The sequence below is a fragment of the Cytophagales bacterium genome (assembly GCA_019456305.1).
Classification (GTDB): Bacteria; Bacteroidota; Bacteroidia; order Cytophagales; family VRUD01; genus VRUD01.
The window spans coordinates 11,690-34,103 of sequence record VRUD01000005.1; the positions used below are offsets into that span (position 1 = coordinate 11,690).

Sequence of the window (22,414 nt, forward strand, 5' to 3'; positions counted from 1 at the left end):
ATCTGGCAGCTGCCACAAACCGGAATCAAAAATGTTGCTATTAATCTTTCCAAAAAAGCTGAGATTACAAAGTTAGACCTGGAATCACAATTGTCTGGATTTGCCTTTTCGCCTTTCAATAATCTAAACGGAAAATCTACGATCTTTATTAAATCTGATCTCTATTTTAATACAGCAAAAAATAAAATCATTGAAAGTTTTAACCTACAGACTAGTCCTGCTAAAGCTGCAGCCAGAGATGAATTTTTCAAACTCCTGGAGGATTTTTTGATGAACATCCAGCCCTGTGATCCCGAGTACTCGGGATCACAGGGTAAACATCCAGCACCTGCCCGCCCGCCTGTCTGGCGGACAGGCCAATTGGCAGGCGGGTCCAGCATCCAGCACCAAGAATTTTATTGCCAAATTGTGAAAAAAGCCATCCGGGAGATCAAAAATGGTATTTTCAGAAAATTGGTTCTTTCCAGAACAAAAACTTTTGAACTAACTCAAAAACTTGATCCTTTATTAATTTTTGAAAAGCTTTGCAATGCTTATCCGAATTCGTTTATTTACTTAGTTTCAATTCCTGGAAATCCAACCTGGATGGGAGCATCACCAGAGATATTGCTGAGCGTAGATCATAACAATATATTCAAAACAACTGCCATGGCAGGAACGCAGCCACTGAAACCCGGAACCTCTCCCAAAAAGGCAGCCTGGACACAAAAAGAAATTGAAGAGCAGGCTTTGGTAAGCAGGTTTATCATTAATTGTTTTAAAAAGATCCGTTTACGGGAATTTGAGGAAGAAGGCCCCAAGACCATCATTGCCGGTAATTTAATGCACTTGCGAACGGACTATACAGTGGATATGAATGCTGTAAACTTTCCACAACTAGGTACAGTAATGCTTGACCTGCTGCATCCTACTTCTGCCGTCTGCGGCATGCCGAAAAATGAATCTATGGAATTTATTCTAGCCAATGAAAATTACAACAGGGAATTTTACACCGGGTATTTAGGGCCGGTTAATATGCCGTGTCAGGTGGAAACACCTGACGCCACAGAAACGCATCTTTTTGTCAATTTACGTTGTATGCAGTTGTCGGATAATAAGGCGATCCTATACGCAGGATCAGGAATTACAGAAGATTCTGAACCGGAGAGTGAATGGGAGGAGACGGAGTTAAAGTGTAAGACAATTTTGGATGTGATTGGTAAATGAAACCACGAATTACACGAATTACACGAATTACACAAATTAAATTAGTGTAATTCGTGTAATTAGTGGTTTAATTGGACTAAATCAAAATGCTCTTTCAGCCCATTATCAACATAGCAGAAATTTGCGCTAAAAAAAACGTAAAAGAAATTATTCTCTCACCAGGTTCACGATGTGCTCCGCTTACGTTAGCATTTGTACGGCATCCCCAAATTAATACACGTATCATCAGTGATGAAAGGTCAGCCGCTTTTATTGCTTTAGGAATAGCTCAGCAAACAAAAAATCCTTCCGTGCTTGTTTCTACTTCGGGTACAGCCGTTTTAAATTATGCACCTGCCGTTGCTGAAGCTTTTTATCAAAACATACCGCTAATAATCTTTACAGCCGATCGCCCACCAGAATGGATAGGCCAGCATGACGGGCAAACCATCCGCCAGAAAGAAATATACGGCAAAAATTGTAAAGCAAGCTATGAATTACCGGTTGACTACGCCCATCCTGATGCTGGCTGGCAAATTGAAAGAACGATCTCTGAGGCAATCAACATCAGCAACACTTATCCTCATGGCCCTGTACACATAAATGTCCCGATAAGAGAACCATTTTATCCCTCTGAAAATGAACGTTTTGAATACACCACAAATATTAAAGTGATCGACCGTGTAGAATCAGAAAAATGCCTTACAGACAAAACCTGGGATAAATTATTTAAGATATTTCAGGCCTCACCAAAAAAATTAGTTGTTGCAGGCCTCCAGCACCCTAATCAAAAGTTACAACAAATATTGGATGATTTTCAAAAAAGCACCGGTATCCCTGTTATAACTGATATTAATTCCAACTTGCATGGTCTTCAAAATATTATACAACACACCGACCTTATTTTAGCTACAAAAAACGAAAAAACATTAAAAGAACTGGCACCCGACCTATTAATTTCCTTTGGCGGCCCCGTGATATCAAAAAGCACTAAACTATTTCTCAGAAAGTATCCGGCTAAAGCACACTGGCACATTCAGCCCGCAGGAAATGTCGCTGATACTTTTAAAACACTTACAGATATTATTAATGTGACTCCCAAATATTTTTTCAGTGAAATTATGCGCAAAGCGCATAGCGCAAAGCGCATGGCGCAAAGCGCATGGTGCATAGCATGGGCGGACCGGGAACAAAAAGCTCAGAATTTTTTAACCAATTTCTTTGATAACAAGCCTTTCAGTGAATTTGAAGCGGTTTCAGAAGTCCTTAAAAATCTGCCTCAAGACAGCATTCTGCATCTTGCAAACAGCATGCCCGTTCGATACGCAAGTATATTGGGGATAAGCGTTGGCAGTTGGCAAAAGGCAGTTGGCAATATTGCCAACTGTCCATTGCCAACTGCCAACTTGGGGGCTGTGGATTTAAGATTGGCCATCTATTCAAACAGAGGTACTGGCGGAATTGACGGCTGTATCAGTACTGCAGTTGGTGCAGCAGTTTCTACAAAAAAGATAACAACCGTACTATCAGGCGATATGGCTTTTTTTTATGATAGAAATGCTTTGTGGAACAATTACATTCCGGAAAATATCAGAGTGATAATCCTGAATAACCATGGTGGCGGCATATTCGGTTTGATTGACGGGCCGGATAAGTTGCCCGAACTGGATGAATATTTTGTTACAAAACAACCATTAAACGCCAAAAATACAGCCAAGGATCATAATTTGGATTATTTTTGCTGCGATAAAAGAGAAGAGCTCATCAAATATTTAATAGAATTTTTTAACGTTAGCCGAAAGGCGAAAATATTGGAAATAGAGACGGATATACTGACAGACAGGAAAGTTTTTAATGATTTTAAGAACATGATTTCATAGCAAGGAAAATGCTTGATGGATGAAACCACGAATTACACGAATTACACAAATTAAATTAGTGTAATTATTAATTGTGGCTACACACCCCAATCCCGATTAAAATCGGGATGTCCCCTCTCAAGAGGGGAATTATAGCGTATTATGGGTGGGAATATGGGCCTGATTCCCCTCTGAAGATCTGTCTAATTCCCCTCTTGAGAGGGGACGTCACCCCGCTGTCAGCGGGGTGACGGGGGTGTGTTACAATATGAAGGTAAAATAAAAGTGACAAGTATGAAAAAAAGAAAAATTATTCCTTATAATCCAAAATTAAAGCAACTTGCAAGGAACTTAAGAAATAACAGTACACTTTCAGAAGTATTACTCTGGGAGCATCTCAAAGGAAAAATAAATTATTTATGAAAAATTTAAACATAGAAAAAACCCCCGACAGCCCTGCAGTAAATTTCAATGCAGACAGCGGCATACTTGAAATTAAAGGCAGGTCAATAGCTGATGATATTGTACATTTTTACCGACCAATATTAAGCTGGATAGACAACTATTGCAAAAAACCCCATCAAAAAACAGTGATGAAAATGTTTTTTGTATATTACAATACAGGTACTTCAAAAAGTATATCAGAGATTTTAAAAAAATTAGACGAGCTCCATAAAAAGGGCTTTGACGTCAAAGTTTGTTGGTATTATGATGAAGGAGACGAAAGCGCTATGGAAGATGGAGAAGATTTCAAAGATTATATAAGTGTGCCAATTGAGGTAATTGAAAGTAAAATATGAAAACCAAATTCCCCTGGAAAACCATCAAAGAATATAAGGAGATCCTGTTCCAATATTATGATGGAATTGCCAAAATAAGCATCAACAGGCCCGAGGTTCACAACGCCTTTACCCCGTTAACTGTGAATGAAATGAGCGAAGCATTGGGTCTGGCTCATGAAGATCAGAAAGTAGGGGTAGTGATATTAACCGGAGAAGGCGGCAAAGCGTTCTGCAGTGGCGGAGATCAAAGTGTTCGAGGGCATGGAGGTTATGTCGGTCACGATGGCGTTGCACGACTCAATGTATTGGATTTTCAAAAACAGATCCGTTCCATTCCCAAACCTGTGCTAGCGATGGTTGCCGGCTGGGCAATAGGGGGAGGGCATGTATTGCATGTAGTTTGCGACCTTACCATTGCTGCGGATAATGCCCGGTTTGGGCAAACAGGCCCTAAAGTAGGCAGCTTTGACGGTGGATATGGCGCCTCTTATCTGGCTAGGATCGTTGGTCAGAAGAAAGCACGGGAAATATGGTATTTATGTGAACAATATGACGCACAGGAGGCTTTACAAATGGGACTGGTAAACAAGGTAGTACCCCTTGAAAAACTGGAAAAAACCACAGTAGAATGGTGTAAAAAGATCCTCGAAAAAAGTCCGCTCGCAATAAGGATGCTTAAAAGCGCCTTCGATGCAGAATTAAACGGCCAGGCCGGGATACAGGAATTTGCCGGGAATGCCACCCTGCTTTATTATCTCTCAGATGAAGCCAAGGAAGGCAGAGATGCTTTTTTAGAAAAAAGAAAGCCTGACTTCTCAAAGTTTACCAAATTCCCTTGAGTGCTGGGAGTAGTACTTAGTTACAAAAGTAATAGTTATGCTCTAATTGTATATCGTAGACCTAACATGTCATCAACAACCCGTAAATACAAAACCTATCTCATTCTTCCTTTATCACTATTGTTGATAAACGTTTTTGAAGAAATTGCACACTACAAAGTTATTAATACAATTTATGATCCGCATATAAAAACTATTATTATGATATTTTTATATAGTATAGGATTTTTAATCGCTGCCAATATCATCACGCCCTGGTTAAAGAATTTTTTTATTTCCGCTCAAAAAAGTAGTAAAAAAGAAGGGGGTTATGTGGGAATTATTATGTTTTACCTTATTGCTTTTGCACTTATTTATTGGGTGTATTTTATAATTTATACAGAAGGAGCGCAATATTTGTTGCCGAAAGGGTGGAGATAAAAAATAGAACAATAGACAATAGACAATAGACAATAGACAATATGACAATAGACAATGACAATGACTATGACAAGGGGTGGTTATCATCGGATGACTCTCCAGGTTGTGCGTTTGGGTCATCCGATGAATTTGCTGGCAATAAGGCAATAAGAAAAAAAGGAAATAGGGAAATAGGGAATAAGGAAATGCAGTTGGCAATAGACAATAGACAGTAGGCAGGGATCTCCGCTATGCTCCGATTGGCAAAAGGCAGTTGGTAATAGGTAACAGTAAACAGTTAAATAACAAACGGCCAACATATTATATCCAAAATAAAATATCAAATACAGAATTCAAATTATATGAAGTATGGCTTTAATTATTGGAAATAAAACACTTGATTACCAGCAAGTTAAATCAATAAATTTAGACGAGTCTAAAAATCATATTCCTACAAATGAATATAAAACTATTAAGTTTTGTCAGGAATGGATGAGTGGGAAAACAGCGTTCAGGGTCAACACATCAGGCACTACAGGCAAACCCAGGCAAATAACCATTACGAGAGATCACATGATTACCAGCGCTCAATCAACAGGCAAAACTTTTGGTCTTGAAAAAGGAGACAGCGCATTGGTTTGTTTATCAACAGATCATATCGCTGGGATCATGATGTTAGTGAGAGGATTTGAATTGGGATTAAAATTAACAGTGATCCCGCCTACCTCTGATCCCTTGAAAGATTTTCCGGATAATATAAGATTTGACTTTACTGCTTTTGTTCCTCTTCAATTGCACACAATTATCAAAGAAAGTCCGGAGAAGATCAGTATTCTGAATAAAATGAAAGCCATCATAGTTGGCGGAGCATCCGTTAACGACTCATTGGAGAAAAAAGTACAGATCATTAAAGCGCCTGTGTACAATACATATGGTATGACAGAAACAGCATCGCACATAGCTATCCGAAGACTTAATGGACCTGACAGGTCAGCCTTTTATAAAATAATGGACGGTGTAGAAATAGGAATAGATCAGAGAAATTGCCTGAAAATAAAGTCTGCTAATAATAAATGGTTGATCACAAACGATTTAGTTGAAATCAGCCCCCCTACCGGCCCCCCTCTAACTCCAAGCCCACCTGAATCGGAGAAACGAGGAATCGGAGAAACGGAGAAACGGGGCAGGCAATTCACCGATTCACCGATTCACCCATTCATCGATTCGGTAAGGAATAATGGCGGGGGGGGATTTAGGGGGGCTGCTTTTAAATGGCTTGGCAGGATTGATAATATCATTAACAGTGGTGGCGTAAAAGTTCAGGTAGAAAAAGTTGAAGCCGCTTTAGAAACTGTCATGACTAAACTTAAACATAGTAACAGGTTGTTTGTAACAGGCCTCCCCCACCCTGCTTTAGGTAAAACTGTAGCTGTAGTTTTTGAAGGCAAATCATTTTCCAGGGAAAAAAAAGAAAAAATAAAAAAAGCGTTGTCACAGGTGTTAAGCAAATATGAAATACCGCGCTATTTTTACTATCTCAATAAATTTAAGGAAACACCTTCAGGTAAGATTGACATAAAGAAAAATACTAGTGTAGCAACAATTTAGTTTTGCAACATTAATTTGTAATAATATATTTTATGATTACAATATTGCGTAATTAAATTGTTGCTACACTGGATCCCTGAATCATTTGAAAAAATAATTTTAAAAAATAATTTATTTAATTAGGATTTCGGTGTTGGTATTTATAATTTTGAGCGCTAAATGGTATCAGGTTGCATAATTTGATCCCGGGAACTCTGGATCAAACTTAGAACCCGAAACTTTCCACCCTATTGAATAAGAAGAAATTCAACGGGATAAACTTTTTAATTTATGGGCATCTCTAAAAACTACATATTTTTTAAAACACACCCCTTGCCCCTCTTGATAGAGGGGAATGTATGGTGTAGTTTTTAGAGATGTCCTTATTACAATGTTGTCAAAACAAATACAAAAAGCACTCAATGATCAAATACAAAGAGAAGCTAATGCATCTTATTTTTATCTTGCCATAGCTTCCTGGTGTGAATACAGAGGACTGGATGGTTCTGCTAATTTTTTTTATAAACAATCTGAAGAGGAAAGGGGACATATGCTAAAAATATTCCATTACATTAATGAAGCTGGAGGTCATGCGTATACACCACTGATCGCAAAAACTCCCCGTGAATATAAAAATATTACCAGCATTTTTGAATTAGCCTTAAAGCAAGAGATGGATAACACCAGATCAATCAACAAGGTTGTAGAAATTTGCCTGAAAGCAAAAGATTATTCTACCTTCAACTTTTTGCAATGGTATGTTGCCGAACAGCATGAAGAAGAAAGGGCCTTTAAAACTATTCTTGACAAAATTAAAATTATTGGTGTTGATGGCAAGGGCATCTACCTGATCGATAAAGAAATTGAAAAATTAGCAGAAAAAGAATAAGAAAATGTGTTCAAGTGCTCATGTATTCTTGAATACCCGAATCGTAAACACATAAAGAAATTATGTACCATAAGGTTCTATTACTACTTATATTTAGTCTGATCTTTTTCGTAGTTTCCTGTGAAAACGAAACTCCTGAACAATATCCGGGATGGAAGCAATATAATAAGTCAAATTCGGACTTACCTGAAAATTATGTAAAAAAAATCGTGATTGATGCAAGAGGTAATAAATGGATAGCCACCTGGGGCGGTGGCCTGGTAAAACTTCCCCGGAACAGCAGCGAAGGGTCTGATAGTACAAATTGGATCATATATAATACCAGCAACTCAGATATCCCAACCAATTCAATACAATCACTTGCAATTGACAATAAAACAGGTGAGATATGGATAGGAACAAACGGTACCGGTTTAGTGACTCTATGGCCAAACAAGAGTTTATCTGAAAGTGAGATGTACAAACCAGCGAATGTAAAGTGTAAAATTTATCATACATCAAATTCAAAATTATCCAATGATAATATCGAGTCAATTACTATTGATAAGGATGGAAACAAATGGATCGCTACCTGGGGTGGTGGACTTATAAAGATTTCTTATGTTCATCAGCAAAAAATACAAAGACCTGAAAATGATAGCGCTGAATACGCTGATCCTGGAAATTGGACTATATATAACACTTTAAATTCCGGGTTGCCTGAAAATTGGATTCGTTCAGTTACAATAGACCAACAGAATAATAAATGGATTGGCACCGGGTGGGGAGGTTTAGTAAAATTTAGTGAAAATAGCACGAAAGATCCTGTTTGGACGATTTATAATACTACAAACTCACCCTTACCGTATAACCTTATCAGATCAATTGCTATAGATAACAGCGATAATCTATGGATCGGCACTGATAATGGCGGTTTGGTACATTTTGATGGAAAAAATTGGCAGATATACAACCGCTCAAATTCCAGACTGCCCAATGATTATGTAGGTTCTATTGCCATTGATAACAATGGAAATAAATGGATTGCTACCTGGTTTGGCGGCTTAGCCAGGTTTGACGGTGAAACATTCAAAGTCTATAACATTTCAAACTCAGGGCTCCCATACAACCTTGTGTCGTCAATTACAATAGATCGAGACGGAAATATCTGGATAGGCACGTTAATCGGCTTAGCAAAATTTGATGTTAGTAAAGAACAACAACCTGGCTAAAATTGAAAAACTTAATACGAATTTAAGTTTTGAGTCCACTCTAATAAGTCCAAAAAATAAAAATGCCACTAAAACACCAAAGCACTAAATCCCACAAAACATTGAAAATCAATCAAATAACTTTTGTGGGATTTTGTGTTATTTGTGCTTTTGTGGCGAAAATTGACTTTTTGGAGTGGACTCAGTTTTAAAGTACTAGCTTTATTCAAAACAAGTTTTTAATAAAAACCCCCGAGTACTCGGGGGGAAATACTTTTTTACCGGTATGATACAAGTCGACAGTCCACAGTCCACAAACAGCAGTATGTAATTTTTGCCGATTGCCGACTGTGGACTGCCGACTTCTGGCTGATTAATTTATATCAACAAAATTATCGTTAACATGTTATCAAAGTATGCTTTTTAAGAGCCTAATCCACATCGCATTTTTATCAACAATCCCATCTAATTTAGTTCACCCCGTTAGATATTTCTCTTTACAATGTCCTTCCAACTTCAATTATTTCAAGGGTTTAAAAGGAATTGCATTGTTTTTATTGATTTTTCCTAACAAAGTAAATGGACAAGGGAAATTACTCAATAAAGAAGAATTAGTACTAACTAAATATTACTATTCTATCAACGAAGCTTTAACAGAACCCGATAAGGCGTATGTAGTTGACTTAACAGGGCAATTTCTTACCGGGTTACCCGCAGGAATTAGTAAACTGCCCAATTTACAAGTTTTGAATTTAGGGGGTAATCAACTCAGCGGCTTGCCTGCTGAAATTAGCAAACTCCAGAATTTACAAAAACTATCGCTAACTAATAATCAGCTCAAAACTTTTCCTCTTGAAATTTGCAAATTACAAAATTTGGAGGAATTATACCTGGATGAAAATCGAATTACTGTTTTCTCGTCTAAAATTGCTCATCTGCAAAAATTAAAAATTTTGGGTTTGTCAGGGAATCAACTCAACGTTTTCCCTGATGAAATTCTCACACTAAAAAAGTTACGAACATTAGGTTTGTGGAATAATCAACTCAGTGTTTTGCCTGAAGAAATCTACACTTTGAAAAAGTTAAAAAAATTGTATCTGGGTAATAACAAACTTACTGCTTTACCTGCCCAAACTGGCAAATTGCAAAATTTGCAAATACTGGATTTGCAATCTAATCAACTCAGCCAATTACCTGCTGAAATAGGCAAGTTGCTGCATTTGCAACTATTGGATCTGCATAATAATCAGCTCAAAACGCTGCCTGTTGAAATGGCCGGACTGGTAAATTTAGAAGAATTGCTACTGAGCGGAAATCCTCTTCCCAAGAAAGAAAAAGAGAAAATTAAAAAGCTGCTACCTGATACCAGAATTGCATTTTAATTTAACTAAAAATTAACATCGGATTTACCAGAAACACAGATGAATCACTTCTAACTTAACGCTTGCCGACTCATTGACAATAGTAGAAGCATTCTTCATTATAGTATCAGGTGTTCCCTCTAAACCACCTTTACTAATTATGGTTGCAGGTGTCGTAATTTGAGGATGTGCCTTGGATTCATTGCATCCTCCTGAGTATCCATACCGATCTGTTTTTATCAGGTAAACATCACTACCCTGAGCTCCAAAATTACTACTCTCTCCTATGATAATAAAGCCGCCATCATCCGTACGCTGCAGTGAAAATCCATAATCAGGGAGGGGGCCACCATAAGTTTTATACCAAAGGATAGTTCCATACCTGGTTGCTTTAGCTAGAAAAACATCAGCATCACCAGTTCCATAACTAGTGGTATATCCGGTAATAATAAATTTTTCAGGCATAGGCACGTATTCATCGCTTTTTGTACCAAAAACGGAGTGAGCATAATCAATATTATCTCCCCCGATTATTTTTGACCAGGTCAGGTTGCCCTGCACATCAGTTTTGATCAAATAAGCATCCTCATCCTCTCCACCCAAACCAAAACTAAAACTACTGCCACAAATCATATAGCCTCCATCTATTGTTTCCAGAACACCACGGCCATAGTCTTTACTTTTACCTCCGTAAGTCCTCGCCCACAAAAGTTTTCCGTCTTCATCGGTACGCAACAAATATACATCATAACTTCCCGTACCAAAGCTATTGGTTTCTCCTGCAATAATAAATCCATCATCAAATGTTTGCTGTATTGAACGACCTACATCAAGTTTTTTTCCTCCATAGGTTTTTGACCAAATCAAATCCCCCTCCCAATCTAATCTTAATAGATATACATCATAATCGCCTGCACCAAAGCTGGCGGTCTCACCAATAATGATAAGTCCACGGTCATTTAATTCTATAATGGAATAGGCATAATCATTCTTTTCACCACCATAAGTTTTTGACCATAATATTTCTCCATCAGGATCTGTTTTTATCAAATATACATCGGCTTCCCCGGCACCAAAACTAAAAGTATAACCAAGTACGACATATCCTCCATCTTTTGTTTGCATAACATGGCGGCCATAATCACTATCCTTGCCGCCAAAGTTGTGTGACCATAATATGTTCCCCATCCGGTCTGTTTTAGTTAAAAACAGATCCGTACTACCTGCTCCAAAGCTGAAACTCTCTCCCATCATGATATAACCGCCATCTTTGGTTTGCTGTACAGACCAACCTGAATTTGTATTATTCCCCCTATATGTACTTTGAAAGGCAAACTGAGAGTAACTATCCTGGAATAATAAGAGAATATAAATTATAATACCAAGTTGTTTCATAAAAATTCGTTTATTGTTTATCTGATTAATAAATACGTAGTTATGCTCTTTATTTATCTCCACTACCAAATTGCAAGATAGTACTTCTATAACTTCCACCGAAATTATGAGCAGCATAAAATACCTGGCTTATTGCGTCTATCAATTGACTTTCAGTAAGTTCTTTCAAAGGGTGCACAAATATAGACCAAAGTAAACCATTATACAAAGCATATTTTACATCTAAGGCGCGATCAAACTGAGCTTTCAATAACTCTGAATAATAAGATTTTTTTATTTCCTTCTCATCTATAACGGGCGTGATAATTCGCATACGATTGTTTTTTTGATCTGTTATGACAATTAATATTCTATTAAGATAATTCAACTGCCAATATCCTTCCCTACTCTCAATTATTTCACCTTGCTTTTTTAAAATACCCTCTAACTTTTGATTATTCATACCCACAGAATCTATCTTATTTTGATATATATATGAGCTCGTATCTACCTTTAAGTTGTTTGATAAATTAGTTGCCCTGGCCATAGCAGCCAAAAACAGAATACTTATAAATGATAGGATAACTTTTTTCATAATCTTAGATAGCAATTAAGTGGTAAAGATAAAATTATTCTACTAAATAAACATAAATTAAATAAAGATTTGTATCTTTACGATTAAAAATGCTAAATAAAAATAAACTACAGATACAAACCAATATATACGCATTAAAATATAACTTTGGTAAAGAAATATAAATTATCTAATCACCTGTCTGCGTCCCGGGCACTCGGGACAGGCAGGTAAAATCACTAAATATCATGTACGGAGGAGGTAACATATTCGAAACCACAAAAACTGACGATCTCAAAAATGAAGATCCGGAGAAATTATCTGAATTTGAAGCACGTATCAATCGCGGGGAAAAAATAGAACCCTCAGACTGGATGCCTGCTTTATATCGTAAACAGCTAATACGAATGATAGAGCAGCACGCCAATTCAGAGATCATAGGGGCATTGCCCGAAGGCACCTGGATAACAAGAGCCCCTGGCTTTAAGCGTAAACTTGCCTTAATGGCAAAAGTACAGGATGAAGTGGGCCATTGCCAATTACTGTACAGCGCTGCCGAAACACTTGGCAAACCAAGGGAAGCCATGATCAATGACCTGATCAACGGCAAATCAAAATACTCCAATGTATTCAATTATCCTGCGTTCACGTGGGCTGATTCTACGGTTATTTCATGGCTTGTAGATGCAGGCGCCATCGTAAATCAACTTGCCAATGCCAAAGGAAGCTATGGACCCTATTGCAGGGCGCTGGACAGAATTTGTGCAGAAGAATCCTTCCACCTCAAATATGGACATGATGCAGTAGTAAGTCTTGCAACAGGTACAACCAAACAAAGAAAAATGATCCAGGAAGCCCTCAGCCGCTGGTGGGCGCCCATCATGCACTTTTTCGGCCCCCCTGATAAAATAAGCGTCCATACTGAAATACTGATGAAATGGAAGGTAAAAATGGCAACCAATGATGATATGCGCCAGACATTCCTGGATATGTATGTCCCTAAGATCTGGGAGCTTGGATTGACTGTACCCGATCCGAAGCTGCATAAAAACAAAGATACAGGCAAATGGGAATATACAGAACCGGACTGGGATGAGTTTTTTAAAGTTATCAATGGTGATGGCCCCTGTAACAAGGAAAGGCTGGCTGTTCGCAGGATGGCAGAGGAACGGGGTAAGTGGGTGAGGCAGGCGTTGTTGAGTAAAGAGGTTGCTTATGTGCAGCCGTTGGCTTAATTGTACCTCAACATTCATGTCGAGAATAAAATATATATTAAAAATTTAAGATTAACTAAACAAAAAATATTTAAATACAATTACAATGGATGAAACTTTTAATTGGTTCACAAAAGCAGATCTGACTAAATACGAGAATAAGTATATCTCTATTGTAGATAAACAGGTAGTATGTGCAGATGAAGACCCGGAAGTAGTCTACGAAACTGCTAAAAAGAAATATCCAGGCAAAGAAGTGGTACTTTGGAAGGTGCCTAATGCTGAAATTTGCATTTTTATACTTAAAAGAATTAGATGATTGAATTTGATTACAGACAGGAGCGTCTTCGATCGGGAGAGATAATATTTAGACCAGTTGCTAACATCTATATTCTCAGGAATAACAAAGAATGGATTTCTGAAAATTTCTATATAGATTCAGGTGCAGATTACACCATGATCTCTTATCGTATGGGTATATTCTTAGGTTTGGAAAAAATTGCTTTAGATGTAAAACAAATGGGGGGAATTGGTGGAGCTATTACTGCAAGATTTGCAATTGTTCCAATGAGAATAGAAAAACATCAATTTAATTGTACTATTGCCTGGGCTCAGATTGAACAAGTTCCCTTACTATTGGGTAGAAAAAATGTATTTGATAATTTTGATATAAAATTCCAACAAAGAAAAAAAAAGACTGCTTTTGAATGGCAAAAATCATAAATCTAATATGAAATCATTAGACCCACGCATCACCAGATTAAAATTGCCCGAAAAGTGGGATAATGAGATCAACAAATCCCCTTTGGATCAATTTGGAACCTGGGAAGTTTTTCATCAAAGGAAAGAAGGAATCCCTTACACGTATGTAGGGCCCGTGCATGCTCCAAACCAGGATATGGCATTTCTTTTTGCCAAGGAGCAGTATAGCAGAAGATATACATGCAGCGGGTTATGGATCGTGAAAACCCAAAATGTTTTTGTAACAGAATACATTGATTCTGAAGAAAACATATACGATAAATTTACAGGAAAGGGTATTCCTAACAGTGCAGCCGGTTCGGAACAATTTGAGATATTTCATCTCAACAAAAGAGGTAAGCAGCATGTACATGCTTACAACGTTAAGGCCGGGAATTATGAATCAGCAATCTTTGAAGCTAAAAAGCTTATTCTGAGCCCCGCCAATGGCAGGGAGGAACCCCCTAATAAAAAAGCCCCTATCCTTAACATTTGGGTAATTAAAACAAGTGACATATTATTTTCTAACGATGAAGACAAGGACATCTGGAATACTGTATCAGAAAAAAAATACCGTGACGCTATTGCTTATAAGTCAATGGATAAGATCAACAGGTTTAAGGAAGAACGGAGGAAAAGTGGCGGTGACAGTAGCAATAGGCAGTAAACAGTAGACAGTAGACAAGTAGACAATGACTATAACTATGAACGAATTAGCTATTAAAGACCTTTTATACAAAATTGCAGATGACCAGCTCATCATTGGCCACAGAAATTCCGAATGGACGGGTCTGGGCCCCTTGCTGGAAGAAGATATCGCATTTTCGTCTATGGCCCAGGATAAAGTTGGTCATTGTTTTGCATTTTATAAATTATTGAACCAGTTGGGTGAAGCAGATCCTGATTCTGTTGCTTTCGACAGAAAAGCTGCTGGATTTCACTGCTGCCACCTGGTTGAATTACCAATTGGCGAATACGATTTCAGCCTGATCCGGCATTTTTTATTTGATACTGCCGAAATGATCCGCTTTGAAATGTTAAGTAATTCATCCTGGGAACCTGTTGCGCAAATTTCCAAAAAGCTCACTGGAGAGGTTAAATATCACACTATGCACGCTAAAATATGGATAAAACAACTTGGAAGTGCATCTGAAAGTATAGAACGGTTGCAAAGATCATTAGAATATACCCTACCTTTCGCCCTGGGAATCTTTGAGCCATCAAAATTCGAAAAAGAATTGGCTGAAGAAAACATTTTTGAAGGAGAAAACGTTTTAAAAGAAAAGTGGATAGAAAGGGTTGAAGAGGTCATCAGCAAGACTGGTTTGGAAATGCCCGATCATAAGATCATGAGTCCATCATTCGGTGGAAGGTACGGTGAGCACACTGAACATTTGCAGCCCTTGCTAAATGAAATGTCAGAAGTTTTTAATATTGATCCAACGGCAGAGTGGTAAGAGCAATGACGAAGTACGAATTCGTACTTTCTAAATTCTATTGATGAAACTAACTAAAAAAATAGTACTCAATTATCTTCATGAAGTCAAAGACCCTGAAATTCCGGTGTTATCATTGGTTGACCTGGGAGTGATTACCAATATAGATATCTCTGCCAATGACCATGTAAAGGTAGAAATGATACCCACCTTCATGGGCTGTCCGGCCATTGATTATATGAAAGCAGACGTGATAAAAGCGCTTAAAGAAAAAGGCATAGAAAATTGCGAAGTCAACGTAACAATAAACAAACAATGGAATTCAAATCTGATCACTGAAAAGGGCAGGCGCGCAATTAAATCGTTTGGGCTTGCCCCACCACAAATACACAACATGAACGTTGAGGTTGATATTATTGAGAATGTAGCATGCCCGTTTTGTGATAATAAAAATACCGAGCTTAAAAATCCTTTTGGCCCGACCCTGTGCCGGTCCATGCATTATTGTAATGATTGCAATCAAATGTTTGAACAGTTCAAACCCATATAATGGACGGCATCGTCCGACCACTAAGGGTTGCTCTGGCGCTGGAAAGTGGTCAGACGAATAGTGTTGGCAAAATAAAAGTAATTATTAATTTTTCTATTATACTCATTAAACCTTTTAAAATCATGAAACTTAAATATTTAATCTACTGTCTGGTACTTTCTATACTCATATTCTCATGTGAAAGAAAGAAAAGAGCTGCTGCGACTTCTGAAGAAGCGATCGCGAAAGTAAAAGTTGATATTGAGGCGCTATCTGATAGCATTAAAATTGCCTGGGAGGAGATGATAGCTGATGATGACCAAATGTTAAGTGATATAAAAAGGCTGCTGGAGGAAATTTCATATACGTCAAAGTACAACGTATTATTGCACGATTCATTAATAAAATTACGTGAAAAATTAATACAGGCAAGGTATGACGAGAACAGTATGGCGGCATCCGAAAAAATTGATCAGTATGATGAGCTTACTGATTCACTTATAAACGGATTAATGAGATTGCTTACAACAACGCCAGACATTGCAAGTTATCCCTTATGTGGAGAATTGATCAGTGAGATCAAGCATTCTTATAACAAGGCAATTTTATACAGGATAGGATACGATGATTGGGCAAAGAAGTATAATGAATACATCAAAAAAAATAAAAAACAAATTAAAAAATTGGGCAGGCAATATAAAGAGAAGCCATTGTTTGAGATACAGGACTAAATAATTTACAATTTCTTTACTTTTTCTTGAAGAATTGAAAGGGCAAGGTCAATCGTTTCCAAATGCGTCCTGAAGCAAAGCACTGCCAAACGAATATAAAATTTACCATCAATCAGGGTCGAAGAAAGAAAAACCCTGCCATCTTTCCGTATTTCCTCCACCAACTTCTCATTGAATAGATTGACATCTTCCTCTTTTTGTGGGACTACTGACGTGCCACCGCTCTTAGAGATGGAACGCCTGCCTGAAGCTGGAATATATCTGAAAATGACAACAGAAAGATGAGGGTATGGGCCAACTTCGAATCCATCAATGGCCTGGATTTTTTCATAAAAATACCGGGCTAACAGGATCTTTTCTTCCAAAGCGGCCTTAAAAGGCGTTAATCCAAACAATTTTAACGGCAGCCAAAGACGTAACCCTTTAAAATGTTTTGTAAGCTCAGGAGAAAGATCGGCAGGTGAGTGCAGGGAGCTGTCCCCCACAGAATCAGGATTTCGCTGTCGCTCAATATGCCTGCTCCCTGCAACTGCTTTTTCTGCATCCTGCATATAATAAGCCGTATAGCGATGGGATTGATAAAGGTGATCCGTATTTTTGACCAATACAGCGCCTGATCCATAAGGAAGGAAAAGCCCTTTATGTGGGTCCACAACAATTGAATCTGCTTTGTTTAGCGCTTTAATATGTTTCCAACTGGCAGAAAATAATTTCTTTCCTTTATCGCAAAGTGTAAAAAATCCACCGTAGGCAGCATCTACATGAAGCCAGAGCTTGTATTTTTGAGCTATAGTTCCAATATCAGAAATAGGGTCTACGGCCCCTGTGTCTGTTGTTCCTGCTGACACAATAATAAGCCAGGGTATTAATCCTTGCTTTTTGTCTTTCTGCAAAACATTTTCAAGCGCATTGGTATCCATGCCGAAATTATGATCCATTGGAATATATCTCGTTACTGCTTCACCCAATCCCGCTATCCGGATTGATTTATCAACAGAATGATGTACCTGGCGGGTAAGATAAATAACGGCTTTATGATAATCCTTCCCTTGTAGTGGATGTGCATCTCTTGCAGTAACAATTGCAATCAGATTAGCAAGAGAGCCACCGGAAGTCAGATTTCCACCGGCTGTTTTAGGATAGCCAATTATATTGCACATCCATTCAATCAGCATGTTTTCCATCCTCACAGCGCCAGGTCCTGCAAAAAACACCCCTGCATAGTGGTTTGTAATAGCAGCGATGTAGTCACCAAGCGCTGAGGGGTAAATTCCACCTCCGGGTATATATGCCAGGTGGCCGCCTGATGCGGGATTCAGGCCTGGTTTATCCAGGTTATCTTCAATAATCCTGATTGCAGCGTCTATATCAATAGGTTCGTCACCAATTGGTGAATCATATAAGCCTATACCATTATCTTCAGATATATTGTAGGTTAGCGTGGTATTGATCTTGTTCAAAAAGTTTTCGGTATAGTCAATTACTTTATCTCTGATATTTTTTCGTTCTTCAGTAAGAGGTTCCAGGCGCTTAGCTACAAGTTCGAGTTGTTTGATCTTATTTAGCATGCTGTAAATTTAACATTTTATCCACAATATCTTTGATTTAAATTTAGTACTTTCTATTCTTGTAAATTATATTTTTTTAACCAAGAATTACGCGAATATTTTTAATTAGTGTAATTAGTGGTTTCAAAACATGGAAAACAAAATCTGTCTCATTACCGGTGCAAATGCAGGGATTGGAAAATTTACTGCAATGGGATTGGCGAAATCAGGCGCTAAAGTGATCATGGTGAGTAGAAACAAGGAGAAAGGAGAAAAAGCATTACAGGAAATTGTGGAAAAAACCGGAAATAACCAGGTGGAATTACTCACTGCCGATTTTACTTCATTTGAATCGGTAAAAAAACTCGTACTTGAGTTTCTTTCTAAATATAATAAATTAGATGTGCTCATTAATAATGCCGGCACATTTTTTTCTGAACTTCAGTACAGCAAAGACGGGATTGAAATGCAGTTTGCCGTAAATCACCTCGCTCCGTTTTTACTTACCAACCTATTGCTTGATACGCTTAAAAAATCTTCATCTTCAAGGATAATCAATGTTTCATCAAAATTACATTACAGGGGCAGCATTGATTTTGATGATCTGTACCTTAAAAAAGGGTATGATGGTTTGAAGGCATACTGCCAGTCAAAATTAGCCAATGTATTATTTACTTACGAGCTATCCCGTAGATTAGAAGACACAGGTATCACGGCCAACTGCCTTCACCCAGGCGGAGTAAGGACAGGGCTTGTAAATAAAAACGCGTCAGGAATTTATAAAATAGGGTGGATATTTCTTAAGCCATTTATGATCTCACCGGCAACAGGAGCAATAACTTCCATTTACCTTGCCAGTTCAAATGAAGTAGAGGGGATCACAGGAAAATATTTTGATAAGTGTAAACCTAAAAGGTCTTCAAGGATTTCTTGTGACAGGGAAATAGCTGGCAGGTTATGGGAGGTGAGTGAAAAGTTAACGGGGATTTTAAGGTCTTTTTGAACATGAGGCATAACAAGGATGCAAACAATATTTCGTTTATGTGATAATTTAATAACGAATAATTATTTTTCTAATGACAGTTGAATCTCCATCAGTAACTTTAATGAAATACATCCCGTTACTTTGATCGAACATGTCAATAGTTACATGGTGCTCGTTGGGGCTCAACCGGACATTTTTAACCAATTTGCCAAAGATATCGTAAACAAAAATATCTTTAGCGCCAGTCTGCTCATTGGCAAAAATGATATTAAAATAGCCCGAAGAAGGATTGGGGTAAATTTTTATGCTGCCAAAGTCAATGAACTCATTTATATTACTTACTATTCCTATAATAACTGTGTCAGTGACACTTTCACTACAAAGTATATCCGCCACAGTTATTATGTACGTTCCTGAACCAAGGCCGGTTGCTAAAGGAGTAGTTTGAGTTGAATCATCATTCCACTGGTAGGTATAAACTCCGGAGCCACCAAGAACAGAAGCAATAGCTGTACCATCATTACAAGCCGGACAGGTTGCATCGGACGAAGAAGTTATTACAGAAAGCGCTGCCGGTTCACCAATAATAACCGTTGTAGTGGAAGTGTCACCGGTTGAATCGATCACTGCCACACTATAAGTACCAGCACAAAGTCCGGTGGCTGTAGCTGTAGTTTGAACAGAATCATCATCCCACAAATATGTAAAAGGGGGAATTTGATTAGCGCTGCCGATTGCCGTAGCCTGGCCATTGCAGGTCCCTTTACATGAAACATCCATTGCTGAGGTAATAAAGGCACAGTTTTCAGAGGTACAGTTTGATATCCTTATATTATCTATCTGAGTTTTATGGGTAAAGCCAAAGAAATTATATAACAGATTGGCGCCCTCAAAAGTGATTTTCATTATGTTCGTTGAAGTATCAATATATGAGGTCAAATCAAATATGTTATGCTTCCAGATATTTTCAAAATTAATACTACTTGGGTTGAAACATGTGTCAAGTTGTACACCATTTACCAATACATGAAAATTGGTGAGTGATGGATCCCATTGAAACCATTGCCTGATATCAAATTCAAGATACAACGTGTCATATCCGGTTGTATTTACAGTTAAAATAGCAGATGAAGAATAATCAGCATTAATGGTGAATGTGCTTTCGCAGCCAAAAGTAGTATCCCAGCCTGAAAAATTACCAGAAGAACCGGCAAAAAATAATCCTATACTACCACTTTTGCCTTCTGAACTTTTTATTTCAGCATGAGAATTAATATCACTGATTATACACAATGAAGCGCTGGTATCTTCAAAGTCTTCAAAATAGGGAACTGAAACAATTCCTGTCACATCAGTGAGAGCAATGAAGTCACTTATTGTATTGCTGCCAATATTATTATAGGCATTTAATGTTACAGTATATATGCCCGGGTTAGTAAAAATATGAGTAGGCATATAATTCGTAGAAGTATTATTGGGTGAAGCTGGATCTCCAAAATCCCAAAAAACAGAATCAGCATTGATGCTGCTGTTTTTAAAAGTGACTTCATAAGGGGAGCAGCCTTTGATATTAGCTACTGAAAATGATGCAGCGGGAGGTTGTGTATGCGGTCCTTGTCTCATTACAAACAACCCGTATGTAATATCACATCCTAAAATATTGCCTGAAGGCAGGAAAGGATATACTCCCCAACACCCGTTATAACCGCCATAACCAATATTATCAGGATAGGTGTCATAATAAGAAACCTGAGTGGCTAGTGTATCATTTGTAATATCAAAAACCTGGACGCCATCTTCATAATAAGCGATATAAACACTATCACCTTTGATAAAGGGATTGTGAGCCATTGCGCCTGTATTTGAACGAAAAACGCTCTTTAACACAGGGTTGGAAATATCGGATATATCATAGATCTTTAAACCGCTGCCCTGTGTTTCATCAGCAAATATCAATGTGTTGCCATCTTCTGTTACCCAGGAGGAGTGATTGTAACCTTGTTCAGGGTAAGTTGTGATGCTGCTGATCAGCTGAGGACTAACGGGATTGGTTAAATCATAGATAAAAAATCCGTCATTACCATTAGAGCAGTAGGCAGTATCATTTCTAACATAAGCATCATGGACATACATCCCTGATAAATTCACAGTAGCTAAAAGGGTGGGATTTTCAGGGTTAGTAGCTATATCCAGCACCTTCATACTCCATGAAAAGTCTCCCAAAATATACAACCTACCGCTGGCAGTATCGATAAAATTGGTATGTGCATTTGAAAAAAAAATATTACTGTCGAAAACTTTATCTACAGAATCCGGCAGATACTGCAGGTCAAAAATTTGAAGAGAACCGGTGCCCTCGTCAGTTACTCCATAGCAATAATTTTTGTATGTTTTATAATCTCTGTGTATTCCACCTGTATTTTTTCCAGGTTCTTTATCACATAGTACCGGATTATATGGATCGGTCACATCCACAAAATAGGTGTAATCTTCATTGCCAAAAATAGCATATTCATTACCCGTAGAATCCACATATCCCCATACATCGTTGTAATTCAAATTAACAGTAGTATCTTTCCAATTTGACAATAAAGTCATATTTGAAGAGACCTGGGAGAAACAGTTGGCAGTTGGCAGTTGGCAGTAAGCAGTCAGAAATACTGCTGCTATTACAGCTTTTGCCTTTCTTTGTGAAATTTTTGTAATTGTTTTCATCGTAAAATAAATTAAAATTCTGTTGCGCTAAAATACACAAAAAGTTGCAACATTAAGCTTTAGGAACATATTTCATTACTTTGGTTAATTTTGCCTCAAGCTCTTTGTTTTTTTTCTTTATAGAAGATATCTGTTGATTTTCCTACTCTTTATTATCTAATACTGACATAAATCTGCCTATTTTTAAACTCAGTGCAATAATAAGAGCAGTTATTGCAACTATAAATGTTCCTAAAAAACCAAATATTGACCATGTAGTTGTATTTAAAGTATCAATTCTTTGATCTACATAACCAATTCTTTGATAAATTCTTTGATCTAAATAATCAATTTTTTGATCAATTCGTTTAATTTCTGCTTTGAATGTCTGCTCTAACTTGATTTGATTCTTTTCAATCTCTGTTACTTTCTTATCAATTTCTATCAGTTTCTTATAAATTTGGGCGTTACTTACCTGCTCATTCGCAGAGGCATAAT

The 22,414-nt window shown here is 37.7% G+C and carries 21 protein-coding genes and 1 pseudogene; 18 read left to right on the forward strand and 4 right to left on the reverse strand.

Features of this window, described 5'->3' with window-relative positions:
• Positions 1–270 precede the first annotated feature (270 nt).
• From FVQ77_01735 to FVQ77_01780, 10 genes and pseudogenes are all read left to right on the forward strand, one after another.
• Complete coding sequence (locus tag FVQ77_01735) at positions 271–1,206, forward strand: isochorismate synthase (GenBank protein MBW8049064.1); 936 nt, start codon at positions 271–273, stop codon at positions 1,204–1,206.
• Positions 1,207–1,292: 86 nt separating this feature from the next.
• On the forward strand, positions 1,293–3,065 hold the full coding sequence (menD, locus tag FVQ77_01740; GenBank protein MBW8049065.1) for a 2-succinyl-5-enolpyruvyl-6-hydroxy-3-cyclohexene-1-carboxylic-acid synthase: 1,773 nt from the start codon (positions 1,293–1,295) through the stop codon (positions 3,063–3,065).
• 273 nt (positions 3,066–3,338) lie between these two features.
• Positions 3,339–3,461 (forward strand): annotated as a pseudogene (locus FVQ77_01745) (DNA methylase).
• Between the two features lie 2 nt (positions 3,462–3,463).
• Complete coding sequence (locus tag FVQ77_01750) at positions 3,464–3,844, forward strand: DUF1987 domain-containing protein (protein MBW8049066.1); 381 nt, start codon at positions 3,464–3,466, stop codon at positions 3,842–3,844.
• Positions 3,841–4,665 (forward strand): 1,4-dihydroxy-2-naphthoyl-CoA synthase, encoded by an 825-nt coding sequence (gene menB, locus FVQ77_01755; protein ID MBW8049067.1) that lies wholly within the window; start codon positions 3,841–3,843, stop codon positions 4,663–4,665. The genes FVQ77_01750 and menB overlap by 4 nt, the downstream gene beginning before the upstream one ends.
• 66 nt (positions 4,666–4,731) lie before the next feature.
• On the forward strand, positions 4,732–5,085 hold the full coding sequence (locus FVQ77_01760) for a hypothetical protein (GenBank protein MBW8049068.1): 354 nt from the start codon (positions 4,732–4,734) through the stop codon (positions 5,083–5,085).
• 348 nt (positions 5,086–5,433) lie between these two features.
• Positions 5,434–6,672 carry an AMP-binding protein gene (locus FVQ77_01765; protein MBW8049069.1) on the forward strand — a complete coding sequence of 413 codons (1,239 nt, stop codon included), beginning with the start codon at positions 5,434–5,436 and terminating at the stop codon, positions 6,670–6,672.
• A 370-nt stretch (positions 6,673–7,042) separates the two neighbouring features.
• The gene (locus tag FVQ77_01770) at positions 7,043–7,540 is read left to right on the forward strand and encodes a ferritin (protein MBW8049070.1); all 498 of its coding nucleotides are present in this window, start codon (positions 7,043–7,045) and stop codon (positions 7,538–7,540) included.
• Positions 7,541–7,602: 62 nt separating this feature from the next.
• Entirely contained in the window at positions 7,603–8,751 is a 1,149-nt protein-coding gene (locus FVQ77_01775; protein ID MBW8049071.1) for a hypothetical protein, read from the forward strand.
• A gap of 395 nt (positions 8,752–9,146) precedes the next feature.
• Positions 9,147–10,112, forward strand: coding sequence for a leucine-rich repeat domain-containing protein (locus FVQ77_01780; protein ID MBW8049072.1), 966 nt, complete (start codon positions 9,147–9,149; stop codon positions 10,110–10,112).
• A 24-nt stretch (positions 10,113–10,136) separates the two neighbouring features.
• On the opposite strand, the gene FVQ77_01785 is transcribed toward FVQ77_01780, so the two are convergent.
• Together FVQ77_01785 and FVQ77_01790 are read right to left on the reverse strand one after the other, a co-directional pair.
• Complete coding sequence (locus FVQ77_01785; protein MBW8049073.1) at positions 10,137–11,486, reverse strand: hypothetical protein; 1,350 nt, start codon at positions 11,484–11,486, stop codon at positions 10,137–10,139.
• Positions 11,487–11,535: 49 nt separating this feature from the next.
• Positions 11,536–12,060: a hypothetical protein gene (locus FVQ77_01790; protein ID MBW8049074.1), complete on the reverse strand. Its 525-nt coding sequence runs from the start codon at positions 12,058–12,060 to the stop codon at positions 11,536–11,538.
• Positions 12,061–12,287: 227 nt separating this feature from the next.
• Here FVQ77_01790 and paaA point away from each other — a divergent pair, with 227 nt between their 5' ends.
• The 7 genes from paaA (at position 12,288) to FVQ77_01825 (ending at position 16,690) form a co-directional block, all read left to right on the forward strand.
• Positions 12,288–13,274, forward strand: a complete 987-nt coding sequence (paaA, locus tag FVQ77_01795; protein MBW8049075.1) for a 1,2-phenylacetyl-CoA epoxidase subunit A — start codon at positions 12,288–12,290, stop codon at positions 13,272–13,274.
• An 85-nt stretch (positions 13,275–13,359) separates the two neighbouring features.
• Positions 13,360–13,572, forward strand: a complete 213-nt coding sequence (locus FVQ77_01800; GenBank protein MBW8049076.1) for a succinyl-CoA synthetase subunit alpha — start codon at positions 13,360–13,362, stop codon at positions 13,570–13,572.
• Complete coding sequence (locus FVQ77_01805) at positions 13,569–13,976, forward strand: hypothetical protein (GenBank protein ID MBW8049077.1); 408 nt, start codon at positions 13,569–13,571, stop codon at positions 13,974–13,976. Before FVQ77_01800 ends, FVQ77_01805 begins: the two co-directional genes overlap by 4 nt.
• Positions 13,977–13,983: 7 nt before the next feature.
• Entirely contained in the window at positions 13,984–14,661 is a 678-nt protein-coding gene (locus FVQ77_01810; protein ID MBW8049078.1) for a phenylacetic acid degradation b, read from the forward strand.
• 37 nt (positions 14,662–14,698) lie between these two features.
• Positions 14,699–15,451 (forward strand): phenylacetate-CoA oxygenase subunit PaaC, encoded by a 753-nt coding sequence (gene paaC, locus FVQ77_01815; GenBank protein ID MBW8049079.1) that lies wholly within the window; start codon positions 14,699–14,701, stop codon positions 15,449–15,451.
• 43 nt (positions 15,452–15,494) lie between these two features.
• The gene (paaJ, locus tag FVQ77_01820) at positions 15,495–15,980 is read left to right on the forward strand and encodes a phenylacetate-CoA oxygenase subunit PaaJ (protein MBW8049080.1); all 486 of its coding nucleotides are present in this window, start codon (positions 15,495–15,497) and stop codon (positions 15,978–15,980) included.
• Positions 15,980–16,690, forward strand: a complete 711-nt coding sequence (locus tag FVQ77_01825) for a hypothetical protein (protein ID MBW8049081.1) — start codon at positions 15,980–15,982, stop codon at positions 16,688–16,690. Before paaJ ends, FVQ77_01825 begins: the two co-directional genes overlap by 1 nt.
• A gap of 5 nt (positions 16,691–16,695) precedes the next feature.
• On the opposite strand, the gene FVQ77_01830 is transcribed toward FVQ77_01825, so the two are convergent.
• A complete protein-coding gene (locus FVQ77_01830) occupies positions 16,696–18,258 on the reverse strand; it encodes an aminotransferase class I/II-fold pyridoxal phosphate-dependent enzyme (protein ID MBW8049082.1) in 1,563 nt (520 codons plus the stop codon).
• Positions 18,259–18,388: 130 nt separating this feature from the next.
• Here FVQ77_01830 and FVQ77_01835 point away from each other — a divergent pair, with 130 nt between their 5' ends.
• A complete protein-coding gene (locus tag FVQ77_01835; protein MBW8049083.1) occupies positions 18,389–19,240 on the forward strand; it encodes an SDR family oxidoreductase in 852 nt (283 codons plus the stop codon).
• A 48-nt stretch (positions 19,241–19,288) separates the two neighbouring features.
• On the opposite strand, the gene FVQ77_01840 is transcribed toward FVQ77_01835, so the two are convergent.
• Complete coding sequence (locus FVQ77_01840; GenBank protein MBW8049084.1) at positions 19,289–21,937, reverse strand: choice-of-anchor B family protein; 2,649 nt, start codon at positions 21,935–21,937, stop codon at positions 19,289–19,291.
• Between the last annotated feature and the right edge of the window lie 477 nt (positions 21,938–22,414).

What these genes read in the sequence shown, in the direction of transcription:
- menD (MBW8049065.1), top strand. Translation starts at nt 1,293, where the DNA reads ATGCTCTTTCAGCCCATTATCAACATAGCAGAAATTTGCGCTAAAAAA.
- FVQ77_01835 (MBW8049083.1), top strand. Translation starts at nt 18,389, where the DNA reads ATGGAAAACAAAATCTGTCTCATTACCGGTGCAAATGCAGGGATTGGA.
- FVQ77_01750 (MBW8049066.1), top strand. Translation starts at nt 3,464, where the DNA reads ATGAAAAATTTAAACATAGAAAAAACCCCCGACAGCCCTGCAGTAAAT.
- paaA (MBW8049075.1), top strand. Translation starts at nt 12,288, where the DNA reads ATGTACGGAGGAGGTAACATATTCGAAACCACAAAAACTGACGATCTC.
- FVQ77_01825 (MBW8049081.1), top strand. Translation starts at nt 15,980, where the DNA reads ATGGACGGCATCGTCCGACCACTAAGGGTTGCTCTGGCGCTGGAAAGT.
- paaC (MBW8049079.1), top strand. Translation starts at nt 14,699, where the DNA reads ATGAACGAATTAGCTATTAAAGACCTTTTATACAAAATTGCAGATGAC.
- FVQ77_01790 (MBW8049074.1), bottom strand. Translation starts at nt 12,060, where the DNA reads ATGAAAAAAGTTATCCTATCATTTATAAGTATTCTGTTTTTGGCTGCT.
- FVQ77_01765 (MBW8049069.1), top strand. Translation starts at nt 5,434, where the DNA reads ATGGCTTTAATTATTGGAAATAAAACACTTGATTACCAGCAAGTTAAA.
- FVQ77_01780 (MBW8049072.1), top strand. Translation starts at nt 9,147, where the DNA reads ATGCTTTTTAAGAGCCTAATCCACATCGCATTTTTATCAACAATCCCA.
- FVQ77_01735 (MBW8049064.1), top strand. Translation starts at nt 271, where the DNA reads ATGAACATCCAGCCCTGTGATCCCGAGTACTCGGGATCACAGGGTAAA.
- FVQ77_01785 (MBW8049073.1), bottom strand. Translation starts at nt 11,486, where the DNA reads ATGAAACAACTTGGTATTATAATTTATATTCTCTTATTATTCCAGGAT.
- FVQ77_01800 (MBW8049076.1), top strand. Translation starts at nt 13,360, where the DNA reads ATGGATGAAACTTTTAATTGGTTCACAAAAGCAGATCTGACTAAATAC.
- FVQ77_01805 (MBW8049077.1), top strand. Translation starts at nt 13,569, where the DNA reads ATGATTGAATTTGATTACAGACAGGAGCGTCTTCGATCGGGAGAGATA.
- FVQ77_01760 (MBW8049068.1), top strand. Translation starts at nt 4,732, where the DNA reads ATGTCATCAACAACCCGTAAATACAAAACCTATCTCATTCTTCCTTTA.
- FVQ77_01840 (MBW8049084.1), bottom strand. Translation starts at nt 21,937, where the DNA reads ATGAAAACAATTACAAAAATTTCACAAAGAAAGGCAAAAGCTGTAATA.
- FVQ77_01775 (MBW8049071.1), top strand. Translation starts at nt 7,603, where the DNA reads ATGTACCATAAGGTTCTATTACTACTTATATTTAGTCTGATCTTTTTC.
- menB (MBW8049067.1), top strand. Translation starts at nt 3,841, where the DNA reads ATGAAAACCAAATTCCCCTGGAAAACCATCAAAGAATATAAGGAGATC.
- FVQ77_01830 (MBW8049082.1), bottom strand. Translation starts at nt 18,258, where the DNA reads ATGCTAAATAAGATCAAACAACTCGAACTTGTAGCTAAGCGCCTGGAA.
- paaJ (MBW8049080.1), top strand. Translation starts at nt 15,495, where the DNA reads ATGAAACTAACTAAAAAAATAGTACTCAATTATCTTCATGAAGTCAAA.
- FVQ77_01810 (MBW8049078.1), top strand. Translation starts at nt 13,984, where the DNA reads ATGAAATCATTAGACCCACGCATCACCAGATTAAAATTGCCCGAAAAG.
- FVQ77_01770 (MBW8049070.1), top strand. Translation starts at nt 7,043, where the DNA reads ATGTTGTCAAAACAAATACAAAAAGCACTCAATGATCAAATACAAAGA.